We start from the raw sequence: 22,269 nt of genomic DNA on the forward strand, positions 1-22,269 counted from the left end.
TCCGGCCGGGTCGCAGCGCCGTTCGCTACTGGAAGTCTGCGCTCTCTTCGTTGGACAAGACGCGGGCGAACGCGGCGTAGGTCGGCGTGCCAGGCTGTCGATCCAGTACGGCGAAGCGAATGTGGTCGAAGCGGTTGCGCGTGGCCAGCGCCCGGGCGAACGTGTCGGCGATCAGCCGGGGCTCGTTGCCGAACACCCCGCACCCCCACGCTCCGAGCACCAGCCGGCGGTGGCCATGGGCCTGCGCCACATCGAGCACACGAACGGCCCGTCCCCACAGCGCGGCCGGTATGCAGCCCGCCACCTGCGGCTGGTTGCGCGCGATGGCCCGCGCGTTCGGCGCGGCCGCGGTCAGGAACGCCACGCGATACGGCTCGTCGAGCAGGCGGCCCTTGTCGTCGCGGAAGACCGGCACACCGGGCGAATAGACGACGCGGTCGCTGTAACGCAGGTCGCCTTGGGCGCGGTGGTAGGCGTAGAACTGCGGGACAGCGGTGAGGCAGGCGTACAGCGCCGATGCCCTGGCCAGGCTCTCCTCCTGTGCCTGGGCGCCGGTGACGAACCCGCCGCCGGGGTTCTTGGCCGAGGCGAAGACCAGGCAGGCCGGATCGGTGCCGTCGCCCGCCATGGCTCGGGCCGCCTGCAGGGTGGACTCATTCGTGACCTCGATGCGCGGACCCGGACTCTCCTGCTCGGCTCCCGCGTCGCCCAGGGCCGTGTCCAGGCCCTCCTCGGGAAGGTAGAGCCGGGTGCCCGCCAGAGCATGGGCGACGTCGTCGGCGAGAGACACCCATTGGCCACCTGGCGACGTGTAACCGCCCTGTTCGACGGTAGCGACCGTGTCTCGTGCGATCGCGCGTAGCCGGGTACTCATGATCCGCATGGTGACATCGAGGCGATCCCCGTCGCGAGGGATTTTCCCCGCGCCGGGCTCTGGAGGGGCCGTACGTGGGCGCGGGCAGGCCGGAGAGGCATGCCCGCGCGAGCGGTCAGTCCTTCGCCCTGGTGGGGCGGAGCAGGGCCTCGGCCAGCGCCAGCATGGTCTCCTCCAGGGCCCCGAGCCGCTTGTTGAGGTCGTCGGCGGCGGGCTGGACGATGCCGGTGACCGTCTCGGCCAGCTCGTCGCGGTCGGGACGGGTGCGGACCAGCTCGGTGAGCACGCCGGCGGCGTCGGCAAGGCGCTCGGCCTGGTCGCCGGTCTGCGAGCGGATCAGCTCGCCGACCCGCTCCGGGATGGCCGCGGGCAGCTGGCCGACGCGCTGGCTCACCGACTCGATGCGGTCGTCGACGGCCTCCAGGTGCTCGCTGGCCTGCGCGGCGCGGGTGGCCAGGCCGTTGACGTGGGTGTCGAGGACGTTGAAGCGGCTGTCGAGCCCTCCGAGGTGGCCGTCGATGGCGTCGAAGCGGCTGCTCAGGTGCTCTTCGGCCTCGCCGAGACGCTCGTCGATGGCGTCCACCTGGCTGTCGAGCCGGTTGAAGCGGCCCTCGGTGCGGGTGGTGCTCTCGCCCACGCGCTGGTCGGTGGCGGCCATGCGCTCGTCGAGCGCGGTGAAACGGGCGTCGACGCGTACGTCGAGCGCGTCGAAGCGGTCGTCGTGGCGGCCCAGGTGGCCGTCGAGGATGCCCAGGCGCTTGTCGACCCCGCCGAGGCGGCCGTCCACCGAGGTGAGGTGCTTGTCGACGCCGCCCAGCCGGGTGTCCATGCCGTCGACCCTGGTGTCGATGTCGGCCAGGCTCTCGCCGGCGGACTCCAGCCGGCCGCCGAAGTCGGTGACCTTGGCGTCGAGGCCGGACAGCGTGCTCTCGGCCCGCTCGAGCCGGGCGTCGACGCCGCCGAGCCGGGCGGTCAGGCGCTGCTCGCTCTCGCCGAGCTGCACGGCGAGGTGGCGGTCGGTCTCGTCGAGCCTTGCGGTGAGCCGCTGCTCGACGTCGGACAGGTGGCCGGTGAGCTGGGCGTCGGCCTCCTTGAGCCGGATGGCGAGCCGTTCGTCGGCCTCGACGAGGCTCCTGGCCAGGCGCTGGTCGGTCTCGTCGAGGCGGGCGGTCAGGCGCCGGTCGGTGCCCTCCAGGCGCACGGTGAGCCGCTCGTCGGTCTCGTCGAGCCGGGTGGTGAGGTGTTTGCCGGCCTCGTCGAGCCGGGCGGTCAGGCGCTGGTCGCTCTCGTCGAGGCGGGCCGTCATGCGCTGCTCGACCGCGTCGAGACCGGCCCTCAGCTGCTCGGCCGAGTCGGCGATGCCCTCGGACAGGTCGCCGATCACGCCTTCGACGCGGTCGGTGCGGGTGGCCAGGTCGGCCATCGACCGGTCGAGCCGGGTGAAGCGGCCGGCCGCGGCCTCCATGCTGGTGCTGAGCGTGGTCAGCCTGGCGGCGAAGTCGGACATGCCCTTGGTGATGCCGTCGGCGGTGTCGAGCACCGCCTTCAGCCGGTCGAGCGCCTCGTCGACGCCCTCGCCCACGGTGCCGACGTCGGCGCGTATGGTGGGCAGCTCGGCCACGGGGGCGACGCGGGCGTCCACGCCGCCCACCCGCTCGCCGACGGCGTCGACGTGGTCGCGGACCGCCTCCACGTGCTGCGCCAGGCCCTCGGCCCACATCGGCGGCTTGGCGGTGATGTCGTCGAGCCGCCCGTTGACCGCCTCCAGTGTGCCGCTCAGGCCGCCGAGCTCGCGCTCGCGCACCTCGCGCAGGAGCCACTCCATGCCCTCCAGCCGCTGGCGGATCTCGTCGAGCATGGCGCCCTGGGTGCGCTGCTCGTAGACGTGATCCTGGGAGGCGCGCTGCAGCAGGTCTCGCATTCTCTCGGAGATGGCCAGATGGCCGCCTGCCTGAAGAAGGGTGGTGTGGTTGGAATGATCCACCGAAAGCTCCTTCGCTCGCCGACGGTCTGCCGCGCAGCGGTGGGGTAGGTCCGGTTTGCAGATGAAAGAGCGAGAACACGGTTTACCGCAGTGGGGGAGAACTCCCGCCCGCCCACCTTAGCCTTTTGATCAAGGTACGTCAGCGGCGAATTCAAAGATCGATCGAAACCGAAGAATGCCCGAAATGCCAGCTCAGATGGGGGGTGGCTGGTTGCAGATGATGACCGATGGTTTATCGGCAATGCGTGTCAGGATGACGACCGCGGATTCATCCCCTTTGAGCCGCAGATCGCTGCGCAGGCGTTCGATGTCGACGGCGGAGGCGCGCTTCTTGATAGTGACATTTCCGATTTTCCGCTCCCGGAGTGCGGCGCGTAGTTTCTTCAGCGAGAACGGGAGTACGTCGTCTATCTCGTATCTCGTGGCCCATGGGGTGTCCACGGGAGCGTCGCCCGTGATGTACGCGATCATCGGATCGAGCAGGCGGCCGGCGACCAGCTCGGCCACCTCGCCCACGAGGTGCGCGCGGATGGCGGCGCCGTCGGGCTCGTAGACGTACCGGCCGGCCGGGCCCGTGCCGGCCTCGACGCCGGTGGCGGCGAGAGTGTGGCCGCCCGGCAGGAGGGTGGCCCGCCTGCCCGCCTCATGGGCCGCGCCGGTCCAGAGTGTCGCCTCTTTGACCTCGCCCTTGAAGGACACCCACTCGGCCTGCGCCCCTTCGGGGATGAACGTGTAGGGGATGCCGGGGGCGACCTTGAGGCAGGCCGTACGGGCTCTGGAGACGAGGTCGAGCACCACGGGCCAGGGCGGCGAGTAGGCCGTGGGGTCGAAGGTGCGGCCCCTGCTCGTACGCCGCGCAGGATCGGCGAAGAGCACGTCGTAACGCTCCGGCTCGACGGCGGCCGCGTCGGCCACCCTCACCGTCACCCGGTCGCCCAGCCCGAGAGCCTCGGCGTTGGCCCTGGCCACGGCGGCGGTCAGCGGGTCGGTGTCGACGGCCTCCACGGTGCACCCCGCGCGGGCCAGCGCCAGCAGGTCGCCGCCGATGCCGCAGCAGGCGTCCACGACCCCGGGCGCGGGTGCTTGCGCGGCGATCAGGCGGGTGGCGCGGTGCTCGGCGACCTCCGTCCTGGTGGACTGCTCGAGGCCGTGCGGTGTGAAGTACATCAGCCGGGCGTCATCGCCGAACTTGGCCGTGGCCCGCTCCCTGAGGGCCGCCTGGGTGAGCGCCGCCGAGGTGAGCGCCGCGTCGTACGTCCTGCGCAGTCTCGTGGCGGCGGCCACCGGGTCGGCGCCGGCGAGCTCACCGGCCTCGGCCAGCGCCCGCCGCCCGCGCGGGGTCAGCAGCTCGTCGAAGGCGTGGAGGTCCACGTGGCACGACGTTAGCGCCACGACACGGCGCCAGGACACAGCGGCCCGACCCGGCGCCACGACCCGGCGCCACGACCCGGCGCCACGACCCGGCGCCACGACCCGGCGCCACGACCCGGCGCCACGACACGGGCTCGCGAATCGCGCGGCCGGAGAAGCGGCCGGAGAAACATCTCGAAACCCTGTATGACCGGCCATTACCCTGGTAGAGGACTGTCGCGGGCCCTGTGATCGCTCTCAGCAGACGCGTTCGTGTTGACTGTCAAGCCCCTCTTGCATATGTTTCCTGTTGGCACTCTCCCCTTGAGAGTGCCAACGTGCGACGAGGCAGGTCTGACACCCGCGACGGCAGGCCCAGCTGGTCGCCTCTTCTAGATCATTCAAATCTGAAGGGGAGGTCCGATCGTGACGACCGCCACCAAGGTTCCCGTTAAGCCGCTCGGCGACCGCATTGTGGTTCAGCCGCTTGAGGCCGAGCAGACCACCGCTTCCGGCCTGGTCATCCCGGACACCGCCAAGGAGAAGCCGCAAGAGGGCAAGGTCCTCGCGGTGGGCCCCGGCAACTGGGACGAGGACGGCGACAAGCGGATTCCGCTCGACGTCTCCGAGGGCGACATCGTCCTCTACAGCAAGTACGGCGGCACCGAGGTCAAGTACGGCGGCGAGGAGTACCTCGTGCTCTCCGCCCGCGACGTTCTCGCGATCATCGAGAAGTAAGCCGGTGCGTCGGGCCCCGGGCGCTCCAAGGGGCGACCGGGGCTCTCGACGCTAGGAGAGGACTTTTCAGCTATGGCGAAAATCCTGACGTTCGACGAGGACGCGCGCCGCTCACTCGAGCGTGGCGTGAACGCCCTCGCGGACGCCGTGAAGGTGACCCTTGGCCCGCGTGGCCGCAACGTCGTCATCGACAAGAAGTTCGGTGCGCCGACGATCACGAACGACGGTGTGACCATCGCTCGTGAGGTCGAGTTGGAGGAGCGCTACGAGAACCTCGGTGCCCAGCTCGCCAAGGAAGTTGCCACCAAGACCAACGACATCGCCGGTGACGGCACCACCACCGCCACCGTGCTGGCCCAGGCCATGGTCCGCGAGGGCCTGCGCAACGTGGCGGCCGGCGCCTCGCCGCTGTCGCTCAAGCGCGGCATCGACAAGGCCGCCAATGAGATCAGCGAAAAGCTGCTCGCCACCGCCCGGCCGGTCGAGGACAAGAAGGAGATCGCCAACGTTGCGACGATCTCCGCCCAGGACGCGCAGATCGGCAACCTGATCGCCGAGGCGTTCGACAAGGTGGGCAAGGACGGCGTGCTCACCGTCGAAGAGTCCAACGCCATGGGCATGGAGCTCGAGTTCACCGAGGGCATGCAGTTCGACAAGGGCTACCTGTCGGCCTACATGGTGACCGACCCCGAGCGGATGGAGTCCGTCCTCGAGGACGCCTACATCCTGCTCACCCAGGGCAAGATCGCCTCCATCGCGGACTTCCTGCCGCTGCTGGAGAAGATCGCCCAGACGAAGAAGCCGCTGCTCGTGGTCGCCGAGGACGTCGAGGGCGAGGCCCTGGCCGTCCTGGTCACCAACAAGATCCGCGGCACCTTCACCTCCGTGGCCGTCAAGGCCCCGGGCTTCGGCGACCGCCGCAAGGCGATGCTGCAGGACATGGCCATCCTCACCGGCGGCCAGGTCGTCAGCGAGGAGATCGGCCTCAAGCTGGAGCACGTCGGTCTGGAGGTGCTCGGCCAGGCCCGCCGCGTCGTGGTGACGAAGGACAACACCACCATCGTCGACGGCGCCGGTGACGCGCAGGCCATCGAGGACCGCGTCAAGGAGATCAAGATTGCCATCGAGCAGTCCGACTCCGACTGGGACCGCGAGAAGCTCCAGGAGCGCCTGGCCAAGCTCGCCGGCGGTGTGTGCGTGCTGCGTGTCGGCGCCGCCACCGAGGTGGAGCTGAAGGAGAAGAAGCACCGCCTCGAGGACGCGATCTCCGCGACGCGCGCCGCGATCGAGGAGGGCATCGTCTCCGGCGGCGGCACCGCGCTGATCCACGTCGCCAAGGGGCTCGACGACCTCGAGCTGTCCGGCGACGAGGCCACCGGCGTCGGCATCGTGCGCCGCGCGCTGGTCGAGCCGGCCCGCTGGATCGCCGAGAACGCCGGTCTCGAGGGTTACGTCGTGACCCACAAGATCGCCGAGCTGGAGGCCGGTCACGGCCTCAACGCCGCGACGGGCGAATACGGCGACCTGCTCGCGCAGGGCGTCATCGACCCCGTCAAGGTGACCCGGTCGGCGGTGCAGAACGCGGCTTCGATCGCGGGCATGCTCCTCACGACCGAGGTGCTCGTGGTGGACAAGCCCGAGGAGGAGGCCCCGGCCGACGGCCAGGGTCACGGTCACGGCCACGGCCACTGACCGCTTCTCCCGCTTCACGGCCCGCATCCCCTCGGGGGTGCGGGCCGTTCGGCGTTCCAGGGCACAGGGTGCGGTCGTGCGGCGCTCTGGTGGCGCGGGCCCGCATGACGTCCCCCGGTGGCGCCCTCCGGCTCCCGGGGCGCCTACGGCTGCCTCATGGCCGTGGCGGTGACGCTCGGTGGCGCTCGGTGGCGCTCATGGCCGTCTGGCCTGCCGCGTCTCTGAGCGGCTTACCGGGCCGTTGGGGGGAAGTGGGGGAAAAGGTGGAATATTGCAGTAAACCGGAAGAGGGCAGTAAGCGTCTGTGTCTGACAAATGTCGTGCATTCCCGGTTATGAGACGAAACATTATGTCAGCCGTTTCGCCGTAGTGTACCCATTTGATTACTGATAGTTATCATCGCTTCAGATGTGACCAATCCGTAGCCGTTCGCCATGACGACAGGCCGGATCAGTGCGGGCATCATGCCTATCGTGAGCGAGGGAAGCGTCGCCGACGCCAAAATTGGGGTAAGGCTCGCGTCGAGACTTCCGGCACGGACGGATGACTCCGACCTTAGGGAACTGACGAGCCTCGCCGTGCAGGGAGATCGCAGTGCGATCGAATCTCTGCTCGGCGAGTTGCGTCCGATGGTGGTGCGGTATTGCCGTGCCAGGCTGGGCAGGGTTTCGGGGCAATATCACATTGCCGATGACGTCGCCCAGGAGGTGTGCATCGCGGTCCTGTCCGCGCTGCCGCGCTACCGCGACATGGGGCGGCCGTTCGCCTCCTTCGTGTTCGGGATCGCCTCGCACAAAGTGGCCGACGCGCTGCGCAGCTCCGTGCGCTCGGCCGTACCTACCCAGGACCTGCCCGACGGGCCCGACGACGGGCCGGGGCCCGAGGAGACGGTGGTCCGCTACATCGAGGTGGAGCACGCGCGCAGGCTGCTGGCCAGGCTGCCGGAGAACCAGCGGGAGTTGCTGCTGTTGCGGGTGGTGTCGGGGCTCTCCGCCGAGGAGACCGGTAATGTACTCGGCATGTCACCGGGTGCGGTCCGCGTCGCCCAGCATCGGGCGCTGGCCAGGTTGCGGCAGATGGCCGAGCTGGAGTCAGCTTGACGCCAGAGGACGAGACCGATGCGCTGCTCGACGCGCTCGGCCGTGGAGAGATGCCCGGCTCAGGCGATCCGGCAGCACGGTTGCTGGCCGTGCTGCTCGACGACGTGGATCAGCGGCGCTCCTCCGTGTCGATGACGCCATCGACATAGCCTCTGGCGTACTCCCAGCTGACGTAGTCGGCGGGATCGGGGTGGAAGGCCGGCTCGTGGACCTGTGGCTGGCCTTTCTCGATCATCTGTCGCAGGTTGCCGCGCAGCAGCTCCCAGTCGAAGAAGTGCTGCTCGCCGCATTCGGGGCAGTCGAGCACGAGGCCCAGCACACCCTGCGGTTCGAGCAGGGAGCGGAAGACCTCGACGTCGGCGAGGTCGGTGATGGCCTCGTCGCGTTCGGCCGCGGTGAGTGGCTCGGCGTCGTCCAGGGCGCCCATCGCCGAGGAAGGGTCGTTCGGGTCGTCCGCGAACGGGTCGCGGGGGACGTCTTCCAGCACCTTCCCACCATATGACCGATGCGGCCCGAGCGGTGGCTATTACCTCAGCCATCCGCGTCTGGCGGCCTCCACGCCTGCTTGGAAGCGTGACTGGGCGCCCAATTCGGCCATGGCCCCGGCGAACCTCGCTCGTACCGTCCTGACCGAGATCCCGAGCTGCCGGGCTATCGACTCGTCACACAGGCCCTGCGCGGCCAGGCGCAGCACCTGAGCCATCCCGTCAATTCCGCGGCCCCACGGCAGAGGCGTGGCGCGGCCCCACAGCTCGATGAAGAGGGCGCGGAGCATGCCCACCACGATCGGCGTGCGTACGAGGTAGAAGTGGTAGGCGTGGTCGGGCAGGTTGCCGCCCCAGAACGCGGGCAGGCCGGCCACGTCGGCGCCGGCGGTCATGAACCAGCTCGGCACACGGTCCAGCGTGCGTACGTTGCCGCCGGCTTCGAGCAGGCGGGTCAGCAGATCGCGTACGCCCGGGAGTGTCAGGGCCGCAACCGGCAGGATCATGTGAACGGCCAGAAGATTTCGTTGTTGCGCATCAATCCACGGATCCGCAAATTTACGAGCAAAATCGCTCATTGTGCGTTCGTCCGGGATTGCTGTGTGCAATTCCATCGGCGGCGACTGCACGGCCATACCGACCACGCTTTCGAACAGGACGTCGGCCCCGTTCAACATCTCCACCGTGAAAGGCCCGCTCTGGTAGTCGCGGCCGGCGTCGTAGTCGTGGATCAGGCCGCGGATGGACGCGAGCGCCGAATCGATCATGCGGCTCTCCTCGGCCAGCCGCTCCAGCCGCTCGGCGATCACCCGGCCGAGCGCCGCCGCGGGGTGGCGGGCCAGGTATTCGCCCGACCGTTCGTCCACCACGCCCAGTTTGACCAGGTCGTCGAGCTGACGGGTGACCTTCTCCACGGGGCCGTCGATGGCCTGTGCGAGATCGGTGCGGGTGGCTCTGTGCAGGCGCAGCACCGTTGAGTAGAGCGCCCTCTGGGCAGGGTCGAGGCCCAGCGTCTCATAGGGATCTGACGCGGCTCTGGGCTCATTGCGCATCGTGGGCGGCTCCGTAGGGGGGACACGGGCGTGCCGCGAGAATAACGCCGCATTGCGCCCGTGTCCTCACCTTCCGCCGACTGATGGAGGGAGGTGTGCAACTTTGTGCAATTGCACGTTTTCACCTTGCGATTGTGCCGTTGAGTGACGCAGGCTTTACCTAGCGTCGGCATCCGAAAGCGGGCGTGGCAGCGCCGCCCATCAGGACGCGGAGGGGGGTTCGGTGGTGCGCACGCGCCACCACGCCCGGGTGCCGGTGGCTGGGGGATGGGACGGGTCACCGACCGTCCCATCCCCCAGCGCTGTGAGATGCCGGGAGTACGACGGACCGTGGGGGTCATCGTGCTCCCGGCACTGCGCGCCTCCTGCCGCGGGACCGGGAAAGGTCCCCGCGCGCCGGGCCCCGAGGCCGTGAACACGATTTTGGAGGCAGGCCCTAGACTTGGCTGCATCAGCGCATCGGCAGGAGGGGGCCGCAGCATGTCCAAGTTCACCGAGATGGGTCTGACCTTCGACGACGTGCTGCTGGTTCCTGGATATTCCGATCTGCAACCGGGCGACGCCGACACCCGGTCCCGCCTGTCCCGTGGCGTCACGCTGTCCATCCCGCTGGTCTCCGCCGCGATGGACACCGTCACCGAGGCCCGCATGGCGGTCGCCATGGCGCGGCAGGGCGGCATCGGCATCCTGCACCGCAACCTGTCGGTCGACGAGCAGGCCCAGCAGGCCGACCTGGTCAAGCGTTCCGAGGCGGGCATGGTCACCAATCCGGTGACGTGCAGCCCCGACGACACGCTGGCCGACGTCGAGCGGCTCTGCGCGACCTACCGGATCTCGGGGGTTCCCGTCACCGACGTGTCGGGCACGCTGGTCGGCATCGTGACCAACCGCGACATGCGCTTCGAGACCGACCAGTCGCGGCCCGTGCATCAGGTCATGACCAAGATGCCGCTGGTCACCGCGCCGGTGGGGGTCTCGCGTGACGACGCCTTCGCCCTCCTGAGGAAAAACAAGATCGAGAAGCTGCCACTCGTCGACGCCGACGGCAGGCTGCGCGGCCTGATCACGGTCAAAGACTTCACCAAGAGCGAGCAATACCCTCTGTCCACCAAAGACGCCGACGGCCGGCTCATCGTGGGGGCGGCCGTCGGCGTCGGCGGTGACGCGGAGGTGAGGGCCAAGGCGCTGATCGAGGCCGGGGTCGACGTGGTGGTGGTCGACGTCGCGCACGGCCACTCCAAGGGCCTGGCCGACATGATCGCCAAGGTCAAGGCCAACAGCAAGGTCGAGGTCATCGGCGGCAACATCGCGACGAGGGCGGGCGCGCAGATGCTGGTCGACGCGGGCGCCGACGCGGTCAAGGTGGGCGTGGGGCCCGGCTCCATCTGCACCACGCGGGTGGTCGCCGGGGTCGGCGCCCCGCAGGTGACCGCCATCCACGAGGCCTCCAAGGCGTGCGCGCCCGCGGGCGTGCCGGTGATCGGCGACGGTGGCCTGCAGTATTCCGGCGACATCGTCAAGGCGATCGCCGCCGGCGCCGACACGGTCATGCTGGGCTCGCTGCTCGCGGGGTGCGAGGAGTCGCCCGGCGAGCTGATCTTCATCAACGGCAAGCAGTTCAAGTCCTACCGCGGCATGGGCTCGCTCGGCGCCGTACGCAACCGCGAGCGCGGCGGCGCCTCCTTCAGCAAGGACCGCTACGCCCAGGCGGACGTCGGCGGCGAGGACAAATACATCCCCGAGGGCATCGAGGGTCAGGTGCCCTATCGCGGTCCGGTCTCGGCCGTCGCCCACCAGCTCATCGGCGGGCTGCGCCAGGGCATGTGGTACGCCGGCTGCCGCACGATCTCGCAGATGCACACCGACTGCGAGCTCATGCCGATCACGGCGGCGGGCCTCAAGGAGAGCCACCCCCACGACATCCAGATGACGGTGGAAGCTCCGAACTATCACAGAAGGTAAGTTCATGACTCAGCAGGTGGAGATCGGCCGGGGAAAGACCGGGCGGCGGGCATACTCGCTCGACGAGATCGGGCTGGTGCCCTCGCGGCGCACCCGTGACCCGGAGGAGGTCTCGATCGCCTGGCAGATCGACGCCTACCGGTTCGAGTTGCCCGTGGTGGTCGCTCCCATGGACAGCGTGGTCTCGCCGGCCACCGCCATCGAGATCGGGCGGCTGGGCGGGCTGGCCCCGCTCGACCTCGAAGGGCTCTGGACCCGCTACGAGGACCCGTCGCCGCTGCTGGAGGAGTGCTCGACGCTCGACGCCGCGGCGGCCACCAAGCGGCTGCAGGAGATCTACGCGGCCCCGATCCAGGAGGACCTGATCGGCCGGCGGATCGAGGAGATCCGCTCCTCCGGCGTGACGACCGCCGTGCGGTTGTCGCCGCAGCGCACGGTCCAATACCACAAGGCCGTGATCGACGCGGGCGTCGACATCTTCGTCATCCGCGGCACGACAGTCTCCGCCGAGCACGTGTCGGGGCGGGCCGAGCCGCTCAACCTCAAGCAGTTCATCTATGAGCTCGACGTGCCGGTCATCGTGGGCGGCTGCGCGACCCACACGGCCGCTCTCCACCTGATGCGCACGGGTGCGGCGGGGGTGCTGGTCGGCTTCGGCGGCGGCGCCTCCCACACGACGCGCAACGTGCTCGGGGTGGCCGTGCCGATGGCCACCGCGATCTCCGACGTCGCCGCGGCCAGGCGCGACTACATGGACGAGTCGGGCGGCCGCTACGTGCACGTGATCGCCGACGGCGGCATGGGCACGTCCGGCGACATCGCCAAGGCCATCGCCTGCGGGGCCGACGCCGTGATGGTGGGCTCGCCGCTGGCCCGCGCCGCCGAGGCGCCCGGCCACGGGTTCCACTGGGGCTCCGAGGCGCACCACCCCGACCTGCCGAGGGGGCGACGGGTCGAGTTCGGGACGGTGGGGACGCTGGAGCAGATCCTGCACGGGCCGTCGAGCGTGGCCGACGGCTCGATGAACCTCATGGGCGCGCTCAAGCGCACCATGGCCTCCACCGGCTACTCCGACATCAAGGAGTTCCAGCGGGTCGAGGTCGTGGTGGCCCCGACCCACTCCTGACCTGTCCCGATCCGCCACCGCGGTCCACCGGCGGCACTGCGCGCCAGGCCGCGGTGAAGTTATGGTTTCGGGCATGGAATCCCTTGAAGAGCGAGTTGCCCGGCTGGAAAGGCAGATCGCCCACCTTGAGCGGCACCTCGGCATCGACCCCGCGCTGATCGACTCCGTCGACGGAGATTCACGACTGCCGCCCGACTTCTACGCGGCGATGCGCAAGGGGAAGAAGATCCTGGCGATCAAGATCTACCGGGAGGCCACCGGGGCGTCGCTGATGACCGCGAAGAAGGCGGTCGAGGAGATGGAGCGGCAGGGCCTCGGCCGCGGGTGAGCTCGGGCCGCTCCGGCCCGGCAGGGCGGCTCATCACCACCGCGCGCAACCGGCTCAGCGGGTGTAGGTCGTCACCAGGGTGCCGTTGCTGAACGTCTCGGTGCCGGTCAGGGTGAACGTCGTCGGCCGGAAACCGCCGTGGAAGGCCGGGATGCCCGCTCCCGCCACCACCGGGTAGCACTTGATGATCAACTCGTCGATCTCCGGCAGGAGCTGTGCGGCCACGTTGCCGCCGCCGCACAGCCAGATGTCGAGCCCGTCCTCCTGCTTCAGCCGCCGCACCAGGCCGAGCGGGTCGCCGGGGACCAGCTCGATGGCGGGCTCGTCGACGCTCTTGATGGTGTTGGAGATGACGTACTGCCTCATGTGCGGGTAGGGGTTGGTCGTGCCCGTCTCCAGGCCGATCTCGTACGTGCCCCGGCCCATGAGCACGGTGTCGAAGCGCTGGTTGGGGGCGTCGAAGCCGGTCTGGGCCCGGATGGGGGCGGGCACCGTCTCGGGGAGGCGGGCGTTGATCCACGCCGCCAGGTCGTCGGCCACCGGGTAGAAGTCCATTTCGCCGTTCGGGCCCGCGATGTAGCCGTCGATGGAGGTGGCGACGTAATACGTGAGCTTGCGCAAGACTACTCCCTCTAAAGTACTATGATCGAAGTGCTTTCACCGTAGTACTACAAATGGAGTGGTGTCAAGGTGGTCAGACAGAACGTCGCCCGGCGGGCGGCACTGGTCGACGCGGCGATCGAGGTGCTGGCCGAGGAAGGCGCCCGCGGGCTGACGTTCAGGGCGGTGGACGCCCGGGCCGAGGTGCCGACCGGCACCGCGTCCAACTATTTCGCCAGCCGCGACGACCTGCTGACCCAGGCGGGCGGCCGGATCTACGAGCGGCTGCAGCCCGACGCCGCCACCATCGCCGCGAGCCTCGCCGGGCCGCGCGACCGCGACCGGGTGACCGGCCTCATGCACGAGATCGTCGACCGGATCTCGGCCTTCCGGTCAGGCTACCTGGCGCTGCTGGAGCTGCGACTGGAGGCGACCAGGCGGCCCCGCCTGCGCGAGGTGCTGACCGAACGCATCCGCGCCGACGTCGAGGCGAACGTACGCCGCCACCGCCAGACCGGCCTGCCCGGCGATGACACCACCGTGGTCCTGCTCTACCTGGCGCTCAACTGGCTGATCGTCGAGCGGCTCACGCTGCCGGACGTGTTCGGCGAGGAAGAGGCGCACGTGCTCGTGAGCGCCGCCGTCGAACGGCTGCTCCCATAGCATGCGGGGATGACTGATCACCGGCACACCCACAAGCTCGTCCGCGACGGCGATCTCATCACCAAGCGGTACGTGGACGGCAAGCCGGGCGCGGCGGAACGTGAATGGCGGGCGCTGACCCTCCTGGCGGAGCACGCCCCTGCGCTGGCCCCCGAGCCCGTGGCCTTCGACGGCCGTTCGGTCACGATGACGTGGATCGACGGGCTGCCGATGCGCGGGATGGAGGTGCGGGCCGAGCACGTCGCCGCCATGGCCGAGGCACGCGCCCGGCTGCACGCCGCACTCCCGTACGCCGTCCTGCGGGACGTGCCCGAGCGCCCATGGGCGGACCCGGTGGTCACCGACTGGGTCAGGAGTCGCGCCGCGGCATGGGAGCCCAGGGGGCCGCTGGACGGCCAGGCCGTCGAAGAAGGGCTGCGGTGGCTGGAGAGCCGGTCGCCGGGCGAGCCGGGCACCACGCCCGCGTTCGGCGCGGGGGACGGCAACCTGGCCAACTTCCTGTGGGACGGCTCCCGCGTCCGCCTGGTCGACTTCGAGGACTGCGGGCGCAGCGACGTGGCGTACGAGGTGGCCGAGATCGCCGAGCACGTGTCGATGTGGGTGGACGGCGAGGTGGAGATCGTGCCCGCGTTCGGCCTGAGCCCGCGGGAGGAGCGGCGGACGTTCGAGCACCGCAGGCTGCACGCCCTCATGTGGTTGTTCCTGCTGTCCCACGATTCCGCCGACGCGCCGCGCAACCCGCCAGGCACCTTCGAACGGCAGGCCGAGCGGGTGCTGGCGCGGCTGGCAGCGTGAACGCGACTCAGCCCGTGAGCACGCCCAGCAGGTGCGTGACCTCCCTGGACACCGCGTCGCGCCCGGCCTTGAGATATTTCCTGGAGTCGACGACCCGCTCGTCGTGGGCCAGATAGTCGCGGATGGCGCCGGTGAACGCCTTGTTCAGGTGGGTCGCGATGTTGATCTTCTTCATCCCGTTCCCGACGGCCTCGCGCAGCACGTCGTCGGGCACCCCCGACGAGCCGTGCAGCACCAGCGGCACCGGCACCGCGGCCCGCAGCTCGGCGATGAGCTCCAGATCGAGCACAGCGTCCTTGGACGTCATGGCGTGCGAGGTGCCCACCGCGACCGCCAGCGCGTCGACGCCCGTCCGCGCCACGTAGTCGACGGCTTCGTGGGGTTTGGTGCGGGCGCCCGGCGCGTGCACGCCGTCCTTGCCCCCGACCTCGCCCAGCTCGGCCTCCACCCACACGCCGCGCGCATGGCACCAGGCGGCCACCTCGGCCGTGGCGGCGACGTTCTCCTCGTCGGGCAGGGCCGAGGCGTCGTACATCACCGAGCCCAGCCCCAGCTCCACCGCCTCCTCCACGAGCGCCCTGTCGGTGGCGTGGTCGAGGTGGACCGCGACCGGCACGTCCGCGCGGCGGGCGATCGCGAGCGCGGCCAGCGCGACGGGCTCCAGCGCGCCGTGGTAGCGCACGCAGTTCTCGCTGATCTGCAGCACGACCGGCAACCCCAGCGCCTGCGCGCCGGCCACGATGGCGGTGGCGTGTTCGAGCTGGATCAGGTTGAACGCGCCCACCCCTGCGGGCGACTGGCTGACGATGTCGCCGATGGCGGCGAGGGGCATGGCAGTGGCTCCTTACGTAATGATGATCCCGGGGTGGATGTCGGCGTACACGTCGGGGTCGACGTCACCGGCCACGGGCGCGGCCACGGCCGCCGCACCCAGCGCCGCGGCCCGCCTCAGCCTGTCATGCCACGGTGCCCGCTCGACCAGCCCCAGCGCCAGCCCGGCGACCAGCGCGTCACCCGCACCCGTCGGGTTTCCCTCCACGGTGTACGGCATGCGCGCCCTGAACGTTCCCTCACCCGTGACCGCCAGCAGCCCTTCGGCCCCCATGGACACCACCACGGCCCCGGCTCCCCGCTCGCGCAGCGCCCGGGCGCCCTCGGCGGGGGCGCCGCCGGGCACCGCCCTGGCCAGCTCTTCCGCGTTGGGCTTGACCACGGACGGGCGGCCCGCCGGCGCGTGGCGCAGCGGTTCGCCGTCGGCGTCCACGATCGCGGGCACGCCCTGGTCCGCCGCGATCGAGGCGAGGGCGGCGTAGGTGTCGAGGGGCACGCCGCGCGGCAGGCTCCCCGACAGGACGACCGCGTCGGCGGCGGCCACGAGCTTCTCGTAGTGCCGTACGAAGCTCGCCAGCTCGCCGGGGGCCACCTCGGGACCGGGCTCGTTGAACAGCGCCGTACGCCCGGCGCCGCCGTCCGTGACGGCCAGGGTGGTGCGGGAGTCGGCGGCGATGGGCGTCAGGGCGCCCGGCAGCCCGGCCGCCCGCAGATCGCCTTCGACCGCCTGCCCCGTCGGCCCGCCCGCCAGGCCGGTGACCAGCACCTCGTGGCCGAGCGCCGCCAGCACCCTGGCCACGTTGACGCCCTTGCCGCCGGCCCTCCTGTGCACGGCGGTGACCCGGTTGACGCCGTCCCAGTCGACCGAGGGCAAGGCGTACGTCACGTCGAGGGCGAGGTTGAGCGTCACGGTGAGGATCATCAGGGCTCCGTGACCCAGACGCCGTCCTTCATCACCCCGGTCACCTCCAGTTCGTCGGACAGCACCACCAGGTCGGCGGCCTTGCCGACGGCGATCGAGCCGATCCGGTCGGCCAGGCCGAGCACCCGCGCGGGCGTCAGCGAGGCCACCTGCACGGCGTCGGGCAGCGACATGCCCACCTCCCGCACGCTGCGCCGGAACGCGACGTCCATGGTCAGTGTGGAGCCCGCGATCGAGCCGCCCTCGACGAGCCGGGCGACGCCGCCGTCCACGCGCACGCCCATCGAGCCGAGCACGTAGTCGCCGTCGCCGAGACCGGTGGCCGACATGGCGTCGGTGATCAGCGCGGTGCGGCCGGGGCCCGCCACTTCGTAGGCCAGCCGCAGCATGGCCGGATGCACGTGAACCCCGTCGTTGATCAGCTCGATGGTCACCCGCTCGTCGTCGAGCAGCGCGGCGACAGGCCCGGGGGCGCGGTGGCCGAGCGGCGGCATCGCGTTGTAGAGGTGGGTGGCCACGCTCGCGCCCGTCTCGATGCCGGCGATCGTCTGCTCGTAGCCGGCGTCGCTGTGGCCCACGGCGGCGAGCACGCCCTCGGAGACGGCCAGCCGGATCGTGTCGAGCGCACCGGGAAGCTCGGGCGCGATGGTGACCATGCGTACGTGGCCGCGCCCGGCCTTGACCAGCTCGGCGAACTCCTGCGGCGAGGGCTCGCGCAGCAGCGTGGGGTCGTGCGCACCGCAGCGGGCCCGTGAGATGTAGGGGCCCTCGAAGTGGATGCCGGCCAGCAGCCCTTCCTCGCAGAGCTCGGCCAGCGCCGACGCCGCCCGGACGAGCCGGTCGGGGGAGTCGGTGACGAGGCTTGCCATGGTCGTGGTGGTGCCGTGGCGCCGGTGCAGCGCCACGGCCTCACGGGCCTGGTCGGGCTCGCCGGTCGGGAAGGAGCCGCCCGCGCCGCCGTGGTTGTGGATGTCGACGAAGCCGGGCACGACGTGCCGCCCGCCCACGCTCAGGCCGGTACCGGGGGCCGATCCGTGGCCGACATGCGTGATGCGGCCGTCTTCTATGGTCAGCCACCCTTCGTGGATTCCCCCGGGTGTCACGATCCTGGCGTCGGCAAGAGTAAGGCTCATGGAGAAAGAATCACAGATCGCGTGAGGTGCATGGGCTCGTCGGGGTTCAGCTGCTGGGCGAACGCGCGGGCGACGGCCACCCGCTGGGCGCGGATCAGCTCGGCCATGGGGTCGAGCCCGCTCTCGAAGAACATGCCGCCCGCCTGCTCGACCTGCCCGCGCAGGCCGTCGGGCGGGGCGCCGAGCATCCAGGTGACGCGTCCGGGGCCGGCGATGCTGATCGGGCCGTGCCGGTATTCCATCGCCGGGTACGCCTCCGTCCACGAGCGGGACGCCTCGCGCATCTTCAGCGCGGCCTCCTGCGCCAGCCCGACCGTCCATCCGGCGCCGAGGAAGCTGAACTGCTCGGCGTTGACCAGTTCCTCGGGCAGCGGCGCGGCGACGGCCCGCTCGGCGTCCTCGATGGCCTGGGTGAGGTCCTCGCCGAGGCCGGCGCGCAGCAGGGCCAGCTGCGTGGTGGCGAACCTGGTCTGCACGACCGACCGCTCGTCGGCGTAGTCGAGCACCACGACCTCGTCGGCGGCCCGCATGATCGGCGTCTCCGGGTCGGCGGTGATGGCCGAGATCTTCGTGGTGGTCCTGGCGAGCAGTTCCAGGACCTCGGTGGTGGTGCCCGAGCGGGTCAGCGCGAGCACGCGGTCGTACGAACGTCCTGAGGGCGTCTCGGAGGCGGCGAAGGCGTCGGTCTCCCCGTGCCCGGCCCGCTCCCGCAGTGTCGCGTACGCCATCGCGATGAACCATGACGTGCCGCAGCCGACGACGGCCACCCGCTCGCCGTGGCGCGGCAGCGCGTCGGCGGGAACGTCGGCGACGGCGCGGCGCCAGCAGGACGGCTGGGACGCGATCTCGGCCTCGGTGTGGCTGGTCACCACGTGCCTCCCCATGGTTGATTGTTTCTGCATTTTTTATACCAGGTAAGTGCATGAATGGACACGGGTGGCTGCGGCCTCCAGGTTGTGCCACGCTTGCTGCTGACCTCGTCCTCCAGGGAGGCCTCGTGTCCCGCTACGACCGCTGGAACGCCATCCTCGAGCTGCTCTCCCGGGAGGGCAGGCTGTCGGTGGAGGAGGCGTCCCAGGCGCTCGACGTCTCCACCGCGACGATCCGGCGGGACTTCGACCAGCTCGCCCAGCAGCAGATGCTCATGCGCACGCGGGGCGGCGCGGTGGCCCAGAGCGTCAGCTACGACCTGCCGCTGCGCTACAAGACGGCCAGGCACGCCGGCGAGAAACAGCGCATCGCGGCCGCCGCGGCGGAGTTCGTGACGCCGGGAGGCGTGGTGGGGCTCAACGGCGGCACCACCGCCTCCGAGCTGGCCCGCACGCTCGCCACGGCGCCCGCGCTGGAGAGCGGCTTCACCATCGTCACCAACGCGCTCAACATCGCCGCCGAGCTCACCGTCCGCCAGCACGTCAAGATCGTGGTGACCGGCGGGGTGGCCAGGCAGCAGTCGTACGAGCTCATAGGGCCGCTGGCGACCGGGGTGCTGGAGCAGGTGACGCTGGACGTGGCGTTCCTCGGGGTCGACGCGCTCGACATCCAGCTGGGCGCGTCGGCGCACCACGAGGGCGAGGCCAGCGTCAACAACCTGCTGATCAGCCGCGCCGCGCAGGTCGTCGTGGTGGCCGACTCGTCCAAGGTGGGCAAGCGGGCGTTCTCCCGCATCTGCCCGATCGGGCAGATCGACACGCTCGTCACCGACGCCCAGCTCTCCGACGATCTGGCGGGCGAGCTGACGGACGCGGGGGTAAAGGTCGTACGCGCCTGACCCGCCCAGGCGTTACAGGGCGATGCCGGGGCGGGTAGGAATGCGACACAGGCGACAAGCCATCCCAGGGGGAAACATGGCGTCGGGAAGGAGCGTGGCCCGTCTCGGGCCCGCGGAGCGCGCCGAGGCGCTGGAACGCATGGCCGGGCGCGAGCTCGACGTGGTCGTGGTCGGCGGGGGAGTCGTGGGAGCGGGGGTGGCTCTCGACGCCGCCACCCGCGGGCTCGACGTCGGGCTGGTCGAGGCCCGCGACTTCGCCTCGGGCACCTCGTCGCGCTCCTCCAAGCTCATCCACGGCGGTCTGCGCTACCTGGAGCAGCTCAACTTCGAGCTCGTGCGCGAGGCCCTCCAGGAGCGGGCGCTGCTGCTGCAGCGCATCGCGCCGCACCTCGTCAAGCCGGTGCCGTTCCTCTTCCCGCTGACGCACTACGGCTGGGAACGGGTCTACGTCGGCGCCGGGGTGGCGCTCTACGACACGCTCGGGCTCGCCTCAGGGGCCGCCCGCGGCGTGCCCGGCCACCGGCACCTGTCCAGGTCGCGGGCGCTGCGGCTGGCGCCCGCGCTGAAGAAGAGCGCGTTCACGGGCGCCATCCAGTACTGGGACGCGCAGGTCGACGACGCCCGCTACGTGATGACCATGCTGCGCACCGCGGCCACCTACGGCGCCCACATCGCCCCCCGGGCGCAGGTGGTGGGGTTCCTGCGGGAGGGGGAGCGGGTCACCGGCGTACGCGTGCGCGACCTGGAGAGCGGCGAGGAGTTCGAGGTCCGCGCCCAGCAGGTCGTCAACGCCACCGGCGTCTGGACCGACGACATCCAGGAACTGGTCGGCGGCCGGGGCCAGATCCACGTACGCGCCTCCAAGGGCATCCACCTCGTGGTCCCACGCGACCGCATCCAGTCGCTGACCGGGATCATCCTGCGTACGGAGAAGTCCGTGCTCTTCGTGATCCCCTGGGGACGGCACTGGATCATCGGCACCACCGACACGGAGTGGACCCTCCACAAGGCTCACCCGGCCGCCTCGATGGCCGACATCGACTATCTGCTCGACCACGTCAACGCCGTGTTGTCCGTGCCCCTGAGCCGCGACGACGTCGAAGGCGTCTACGCGGGGCTGCGCCCGCTGCTGTCGGGCGAGTCGGACGAGACGTCCAAGCTGTCCAGGGAGCACGTGGTCGCGCATCCGGTGCCCGGCCTGGTGATGATCGCCGGCGGCAAGTACACGACCTACCGCGTCATGGCCCGGGACGCGGTCGACGCCGTGGCGCACGGCCTCGACCAGCGAGTGCCCCGTTCGTGCACCGACCGCATCCCGCTGGCCGGCGCGGAGGGCCACCAGGCGCTGTGGAACTCCCGCCACCGCATCGCCCAGACCTCCGGGCTGCACGTGGCCAGGATCGAGCACCTGCTGCAGCGCTACGGCTCGCTGATCGACGAGGTGCTTGAGCTGATCGAGCATGACCCGTCGCTGGGCAGGCCGCTGAGCGGGGCCGACGACTACCTGCGCGCCGAGATCGTCTACGCCGCCACGCACGAGGGCGCCCGGCATCTCAATGACGTGCTGACCCGGCGTACGCGCATCTCCATCGAGACCTTCCACCGCGGCGTGGCCGTGGCGCAGGAGTCGGCCGAACTGCTCGCCGCGCCGCTCGGCTGGGACAACGAGCAGGTCAAGCGGGAGGTGGGATATTTCACCAAGCGCGTGGAGGCCGAGCGCCGCTCCCAGGAGCAGGACTCCGACCAGGAGGCCGACGCGATCAGGCTCGGCGCGCCGGAGATCGTCCCCGTGGTCGCGCCGGAGGCCTGAGCGATCACTCCGCCGGGATCCACGCCTGCTCGTCGAGCGTGGCGGCGTCGTTGACCTGCACGCCCTGCGTCGAGACCGTCCATAGCGAGTCGCCGATGACGACCGAGCGCTGGATGCCGGGCCGGAACCCGCGCTCGTCGCTCTCACGCTGCGCCGGATGCTTGATCGTGCCGAGCTTCGACACGCCCGAGTCGTCGATCTTCAGCGCGAGCGCGCCCGACTCGTCGCCGCTCCTCAGCGGGATCACCGCGAGGCCGGTTCCGGGCCAGTAGAGGAAGGCGTGCGGGTCCCACTCGGCCTCGGAGCCGGAGTCCTTCTGGAACAGCTGCGACAGCCTGCGCGGGGCGGCGGGATCGCTCACGTCGAACAACGACACCTGCGTGCCCTGCGTCCTGCCCTCCTTGTCCGCTTCCTGGCCGATGCCGATCAGCCGGCCGTCACCCGCCGGGTGCAGGTAGGCGGAGTAGCCGGTGATCTTCAGCTCGCCGGTCACCTTCGGCGCCGCCGGGTCGCGCAGGTCGAGGGTGTAGAGCGGGTCGACCTGCTTGAACGTGACGGCGTAGCCGATCGCGCCGATGAAGCGGACCGAGTAGATGCGCTCGCCCTTGCCGAGCCCGCCGACCTCGCCCTTCTTGTCCATCGTGGCGGCGTCGAGCACGTACACGGTGCTGGAACTGGTCCGGCCGTCCCCGGAGCCGAGCGTGGTGGCGACGCGGAGGTGGCCTTCGTGCTCCGACAACGAGTACTGGTTCAGCAGGCGGCCCGCCACCTTCCCCGACGCCACGTAGGCGGGCGGACCCGGCTTGGAGACGTCGAACCGGTGGATCTGCGTCTCCTCGGGTGGGAGCGTGGGCGTCGGCCGGGGCGCGGGACGCGACGTCGCCGTGACCGTCATCCTGGTCGGCGGAACTCCGGACGTGTCGCCCGTCACGGTGGGTTCGCTGGGGGTGGGCTCCTCGGCCGGCGCCACGCCCGACCCGGTGCTACGGCCGGGCGAAGCGGGGGCGCTGGTGGGGGCGTCGGGTGAGGTGGTGTCGCCCGGCCGTAGCACCGGGT

Annotated in this window: 21 protein-coding genes; 10 read left to right on the forward strand and 11 right to left on the reverse strand. The window is 70.6% G+C overall.

The genetic code is table 11. The features are described from left to right. Positions 1 to 25: 25 nt before the first annotated feature. The 3 genes from GUY59_RS23640 to GUY59_RS23650 all read right to left on the reverse strand — a co-directional run bounded on the left by GUY59_RS23640 (position 26) and on the right by GUY59_RS23650 (position 4,229). Positions 26 to 883, reverse strand: coding sequence for a TIGR02452 family protein (locus GUY59_RS23640; RefSeq protein WP_330849198.1), 858 nt, complete (start codon positions 881 to 883; stop codon positions 26 to 28). Positions 884 to 989: 106 nt separating this feature from the next. Beyond that, positions 990 to 2,858, reverse strand: coding sequence for an apolipoprotein A1/A4/E domain-containing protein (locus GUY59_RS23645; RefSeq protein WP_161714658.1), 1,869 nt, complete (start codon positions 2,856 to 2,858; stop codon positions 990 to 992). Positions 2,859 to 3,050: 192 nt separating this feature from the next. Next, entirely contained in the window at positions 3,051 to 4,229 is a 1,179-nt protein-coding gene (locus tag GUY59_RS23650; protein ID WP_138201804.1) for a class I SAM-dependent methyltransferase, read from the reverse strand. A 405-nt stretch (positions 4,230 to 4,634) separates the two neighbouring features. Here GUY59_RS23650 and groES point away from each other — a divergent pair, with 405 nt between their 5' ends. From groES to GUY59_RS23665, 3 genes are all read left to right on the forward strand, one after another. Then, the gene (groES, locus tag GUY59_RS23655) at positions 4,635 to 4,946 is read left to right on the forward strand and encodes a co-chaperone GroES (protein ID WP_043623565.1); all 312 of its coding nucleotides are present in this window, start codon (positions 4,635 to 4,637) and stop codon (positions 4,944 to 4,946) included. Positions 4,947 to 5,018: 72 nt separating this feature from the next. After that, entirely contained in the window at positions 5,019 to 6,638 is a 1,620-nt protein-coding gene (gene groL / locus GUY59_RS23660) for a chaperonin GroEL (protein WP_138201805.1), read from the forward strand. A 464-nt stretch (positions 6,639 to 7,102) separates the two neighbouring features. Continuing rightward, complete coding sequence (locus GUY59_RS23665) at positions 7,103 to 7,738, forward strand: sigma-70 family RNA polymerase sigma factor (RefSeq protein WP_132334441.1); 636 nt, start codon at positions 7,103 to 7,105, stop codon at positions 7,736 to 7,738. Between the two features lie 109 nt (positions 7,739 to 7,847). Here the strand turns inward: GUY59_RS23665 and GUY59_RS23670 are convergent, their stop codons facing one another. Together GUY59_RS23670 and GUY59_RS23675 are read right to left on the reverse strand one after the other, a co-directional pair. Further along, complete coding sequence (locus GUY59_RS23670) at positions 7,848 to 8,225, reverse strand: DUF5319 domain-containing protein (RefSeq protein WP_090930411.1); 378 nt, start codon at positions 8,223 to 8,225, stop codon at positions 7,848 to 7,850. Between the two features lie 39 nt (positions 8,226 to 8,264). Next, positions 8,265 to 9,275, reverse strand: coding sequence for a helix-turn-helix transcriptional regulator (locus tag GUY59_RS23675; protein WP_138201806.1), 1,011 nt, complete (start codon positions 9,273 to 9,275; stop codon positions 8,265 to 8,267). 480 nt (positions 9,276 to 9,755) lie between these two features. On the opposite strand from GUY59_RS23675, the gene guaB reads away from it, so the two are divergent. The 3 genes from guaB to GUY59_RS23690 all read left to right on the forward strand — a co-directional run bounded on the left by guaB (position 9,756) and on the right by GUY59_RS23690 (position 12,691). Next, on the forward strand, positions 9,756 to 11,237 hold the full coding sequence (gene guaB / locus GUY59_RS23680; protein WP_138201807.1) for an IMP dehydrogenase: 1,482 nt from the start codon (positions 9,756 to 9,758) through the stop codon (positions 11,235 to 11,237). A 4-nt stretch (positions 11,238 to 11,241) separates the two neighbouring features. Then, a complete protein-coding gene (locus tag GUY59_RS23685; protein WP_171055424.1) occupies positions 11,242 to 12,363 on the forward strand; it encodes a GuaB3 family IMP dehydrogenase-related protein in 1,122 nt (373 codons plus the stop codon). A gap of 73 nt (positions 12,364 to 12,436) precedes the next feature. Beyond that, positions 12,437 to 12,691 carry a hypothetical protein gene (locus GUY59_RS23690; RefSeq protein WP_138201808.1) on the forward strand — a complete coding sequence of 85 codons (255 nt, stop codon included), beginning with the start codon at positions 12,437 to 12,439 and terminating at the stop codon, positions 12,689 to 12,691. A 54-nt stretch (positions 12,692 to 12,745) separates the two neighbouring features. Here GUY59_RS23690 and GUY59_RS23695 read toward each other — a convergent pair whose 3' ends face one another. Continuing rightward, positions 12,746 to 13,312, reverse strand: coding sequence for a dihydrofolate reductase family protein (locus tag GUY59_RS23695; protein ID WP_138201809.1), 567 nt, complete (start codon positions 13,310 to 13,312; stop codon positions 12,746 to 12,748). 69 nt (positions 13,313 to 13,381) lie between these two features. Between GUY59_RS23695 and GUY59_RS23700 the strand changes: the two genes are divergently transcribed. Together GUY59_RS23700 and GUY59_RS23705 are read left to right on the forward strand one after the other, a co-directional pair. After that, positions 13,382 to 13,954, forward strand: coding sequence for a TetR/AcrR family transcriptional regulator (locus tag GUY59_RS23700; RefSeq protein WP_132338024.1), 573 nt, complete (start codon positions 13,382 to 13,384; stop codon positions 13,952 to 13,954). Between the two features lie 9 nt (positions 13,955 to 13,963). Beyond that, complete coding sequence (locus GUY59_RS23705; protein WP_138201810.1) at positions 13,964 to 14,749, forward strand: phosphotransferase family protein; 786 nt, start codon at positions 13,964 to 13,966, stop codon at positions 14,747 to 14,749. A 7-nt stretch (positions 14,750 to 14,756) separates the two neighbouring features. Here the strand turns inward: GUY59_RS23705 and GUY59_RS23710 are convergent, their stop codons facing one another. Genes GUY59_RS23710 through GUY59_RS23725 form a run of 4 tightly spaced genes read right to left on the reverse strand, consistent with a single transcriptional unit; the run spans position 14,757 to position 18,504 of the window. Then, positions 14,757 to 15,581 (reverse strand): class II fructose-bisphosphate aldolase, encoded by an 825-nt coding sequence (locus GUY59_RS23710; protein ID WP_138201811.1) that lies wholly within the window; start codon positions 15,579 to 15,581, stop codon positions 14,757 to 14,759. 12 nt (positions 15,582 to 15,593) lie between these two features. Next, positions 15,594 to 16,502, reverse strand: coding sequence for a 1-phosphofructokinase family hexose kinase (locus GUY59_RS23715; protein ID WP_138201812.1), 909 nt, complete (start codon positions 16,500 to 16,502; stop codon positions 15,594 to 15,596). After that, a complete protein-coding gene (gene nagA, locus GUY59_RS23720; protein ID WP_138201813.1) occupies positions 16,502 to 17,635 on the reverse strand; it encodes an N-acetylglucosamine-6-phosphate deacetylase in 1,134 nt (377 codons plus the stop codon). Before nagA ends, GUY59_RS23715 begins: the two co-directional genes overlap by 1 nt. Beyond that, entirely contained in the window at positions 17,632 to 18,504 is an 873-nt protein-coding gene (locus GUY59_RS23725; protein WP_212746214.1) for an SIS domain-containing protein, read from the reverse strand. Before GUY59_RS23725 ends, nagA begins: the two co-directional genes overlap by 4 nt. A gap of 128 nt (positions 18,505 to 18,632) precedes the next feature. Here GUY59_RS23725 and GUY59_RS23730 point away from each other — a divergent pair, with 128 nt between their 5' ends. Together GUY59_RS23730 and GUY59_RS23735 are read left to right on the forward strand one after the other, a co-directional pair. After that, positions 18,633 to 19,403 carry a DeoR/GlpR family DNA-binding transcription regulator gene (locus GUY59_RS23730; protein WP_138201815.1) on the forward strand — a complete coding sequence of 257 codons (771 nt, stop codon included), beginning with the start codon at positions 18,633 to 18,635 and terminating at the stop codon, positions 19,401 to 19,403. 76 nt (positions 19,404 to 19,479) lie between these two features. Then, a complete protein-coding gene (locus GUY59_RS23735; protein ID WP_138201816.1) occupies positions 19,480 to 21,213 on the forward strand; it encodes a glycerol-3-phosphate dehydrogenase/oxidase in 1,734 nt (577 codons plus the stop codon). Positions 21,214 to 21,217: 4 nt separating this feature from the next. On the opposite strand, the gene GUY59_RS23740 is transcribed toward GUY59_RS23735, so the two are convergent. Beyond that, on the reverse strand, positions 21,218 to 22,269 hold a 1,052-nt coding region (locus GUY59_RS23740), incomplete at its 5' end, for a beta-propeller domain-containing protein (RefSeq protein WP_201761252.1).

The sequence above is a fragment of the Nonomuraea sp. K271 genome (assembly GCF_009908215.1).
Lineage (GTDB): Bacteria > Actinomycetota > Actinomycetes > Streptosporangiales > Streptosporangiaceae > Nonomuraea > Nonomuraea longispora.

Bases quoted from the DNA above. Each gene is read 5' to 3' on its own strand.
- nagA (WP_138201813.1), bottom strand. From the start codon at position 17,635: ATGAGCCTTACTCTTGCCGACGCCAGGATCGTGACACCCGGGGGAATC.
- GUY59_RS23685 (WP_171055424.1), top strand. From the start codon at position 11,242: ATGACTCAGCAGGTGGAGATCGGCCGGGGAAAGACCGGGCGGCGGGCA.
- GUY59_RS23715 (WP_138201812.1), bottom strand. From the start codon at position 16,502: ATGATCCTCACCGTGACGCTCAACCTCGCCCTCGACGTGACGTACGCC.
- GUY59_RS23675 (WP_138201806.1), bottom strand. From the start codon at position 9,275: ATGCGCAATGAGCCCAGAGCCGCGTCAGATCCCTATGAGACGCTGGGC.
- groL (WP_138201805.1), top strand. From the start codon at position 5,019: ATGGCGAAAATCCTGACGTTCGACGAGGACGCGCGCCGCTCACTCGAG.
- GUY59_RS23705 (WP_138201810.1), top strand. From the start codon at position 13,964: ATGACTGATCACCGGCACACCCACAAGCTCGTCCGCGACGGCGATCTC.
- guaB (WP_138201807.1), top strand. From the start codon at position 9,756: ATGTCCAAGTTCACCGAGATGGGTCTGACCTTCGACGACGTGCTGCTG.
- GUY59_RS23690 (WP_138201808.1), top strand. From the start codon at position 12,437: ATGGAATCCCTTGAAGAGCGAGTTGCCCGGCTGGAAAGGCAGATCGCC.
- GUY59_RS23665 (WP_132334441.1), top strand. From the start codon at position 7,103: ATGCCTATCGTGAGCGAGGGAAGCGTCGCCGACGCCAAAATTGGGGTA.
- GUY59_RS23640 (WP_330849198.1), bottom strand. From the start codon at position 883: ATGCGGATCATGAGTACCCGGCTACGCGCGATCGCACGAGACACGGTC.
- GUY59_RS23710 (WP_138201811.1), bottom strand. From the start codon at position 15,581: ATGCCCCTCGCCGCCATCGGCGACATCGTCAGCCAGTCGCCCGCAGGG.
- GUY59_RS23735 (WP_138201816.1), top strand. From the start codon at position 19,480: ATGGCGTCGGGAAGGAGCGTGGCCCGTCTCGGGCCCGCGGAGCGCGCC.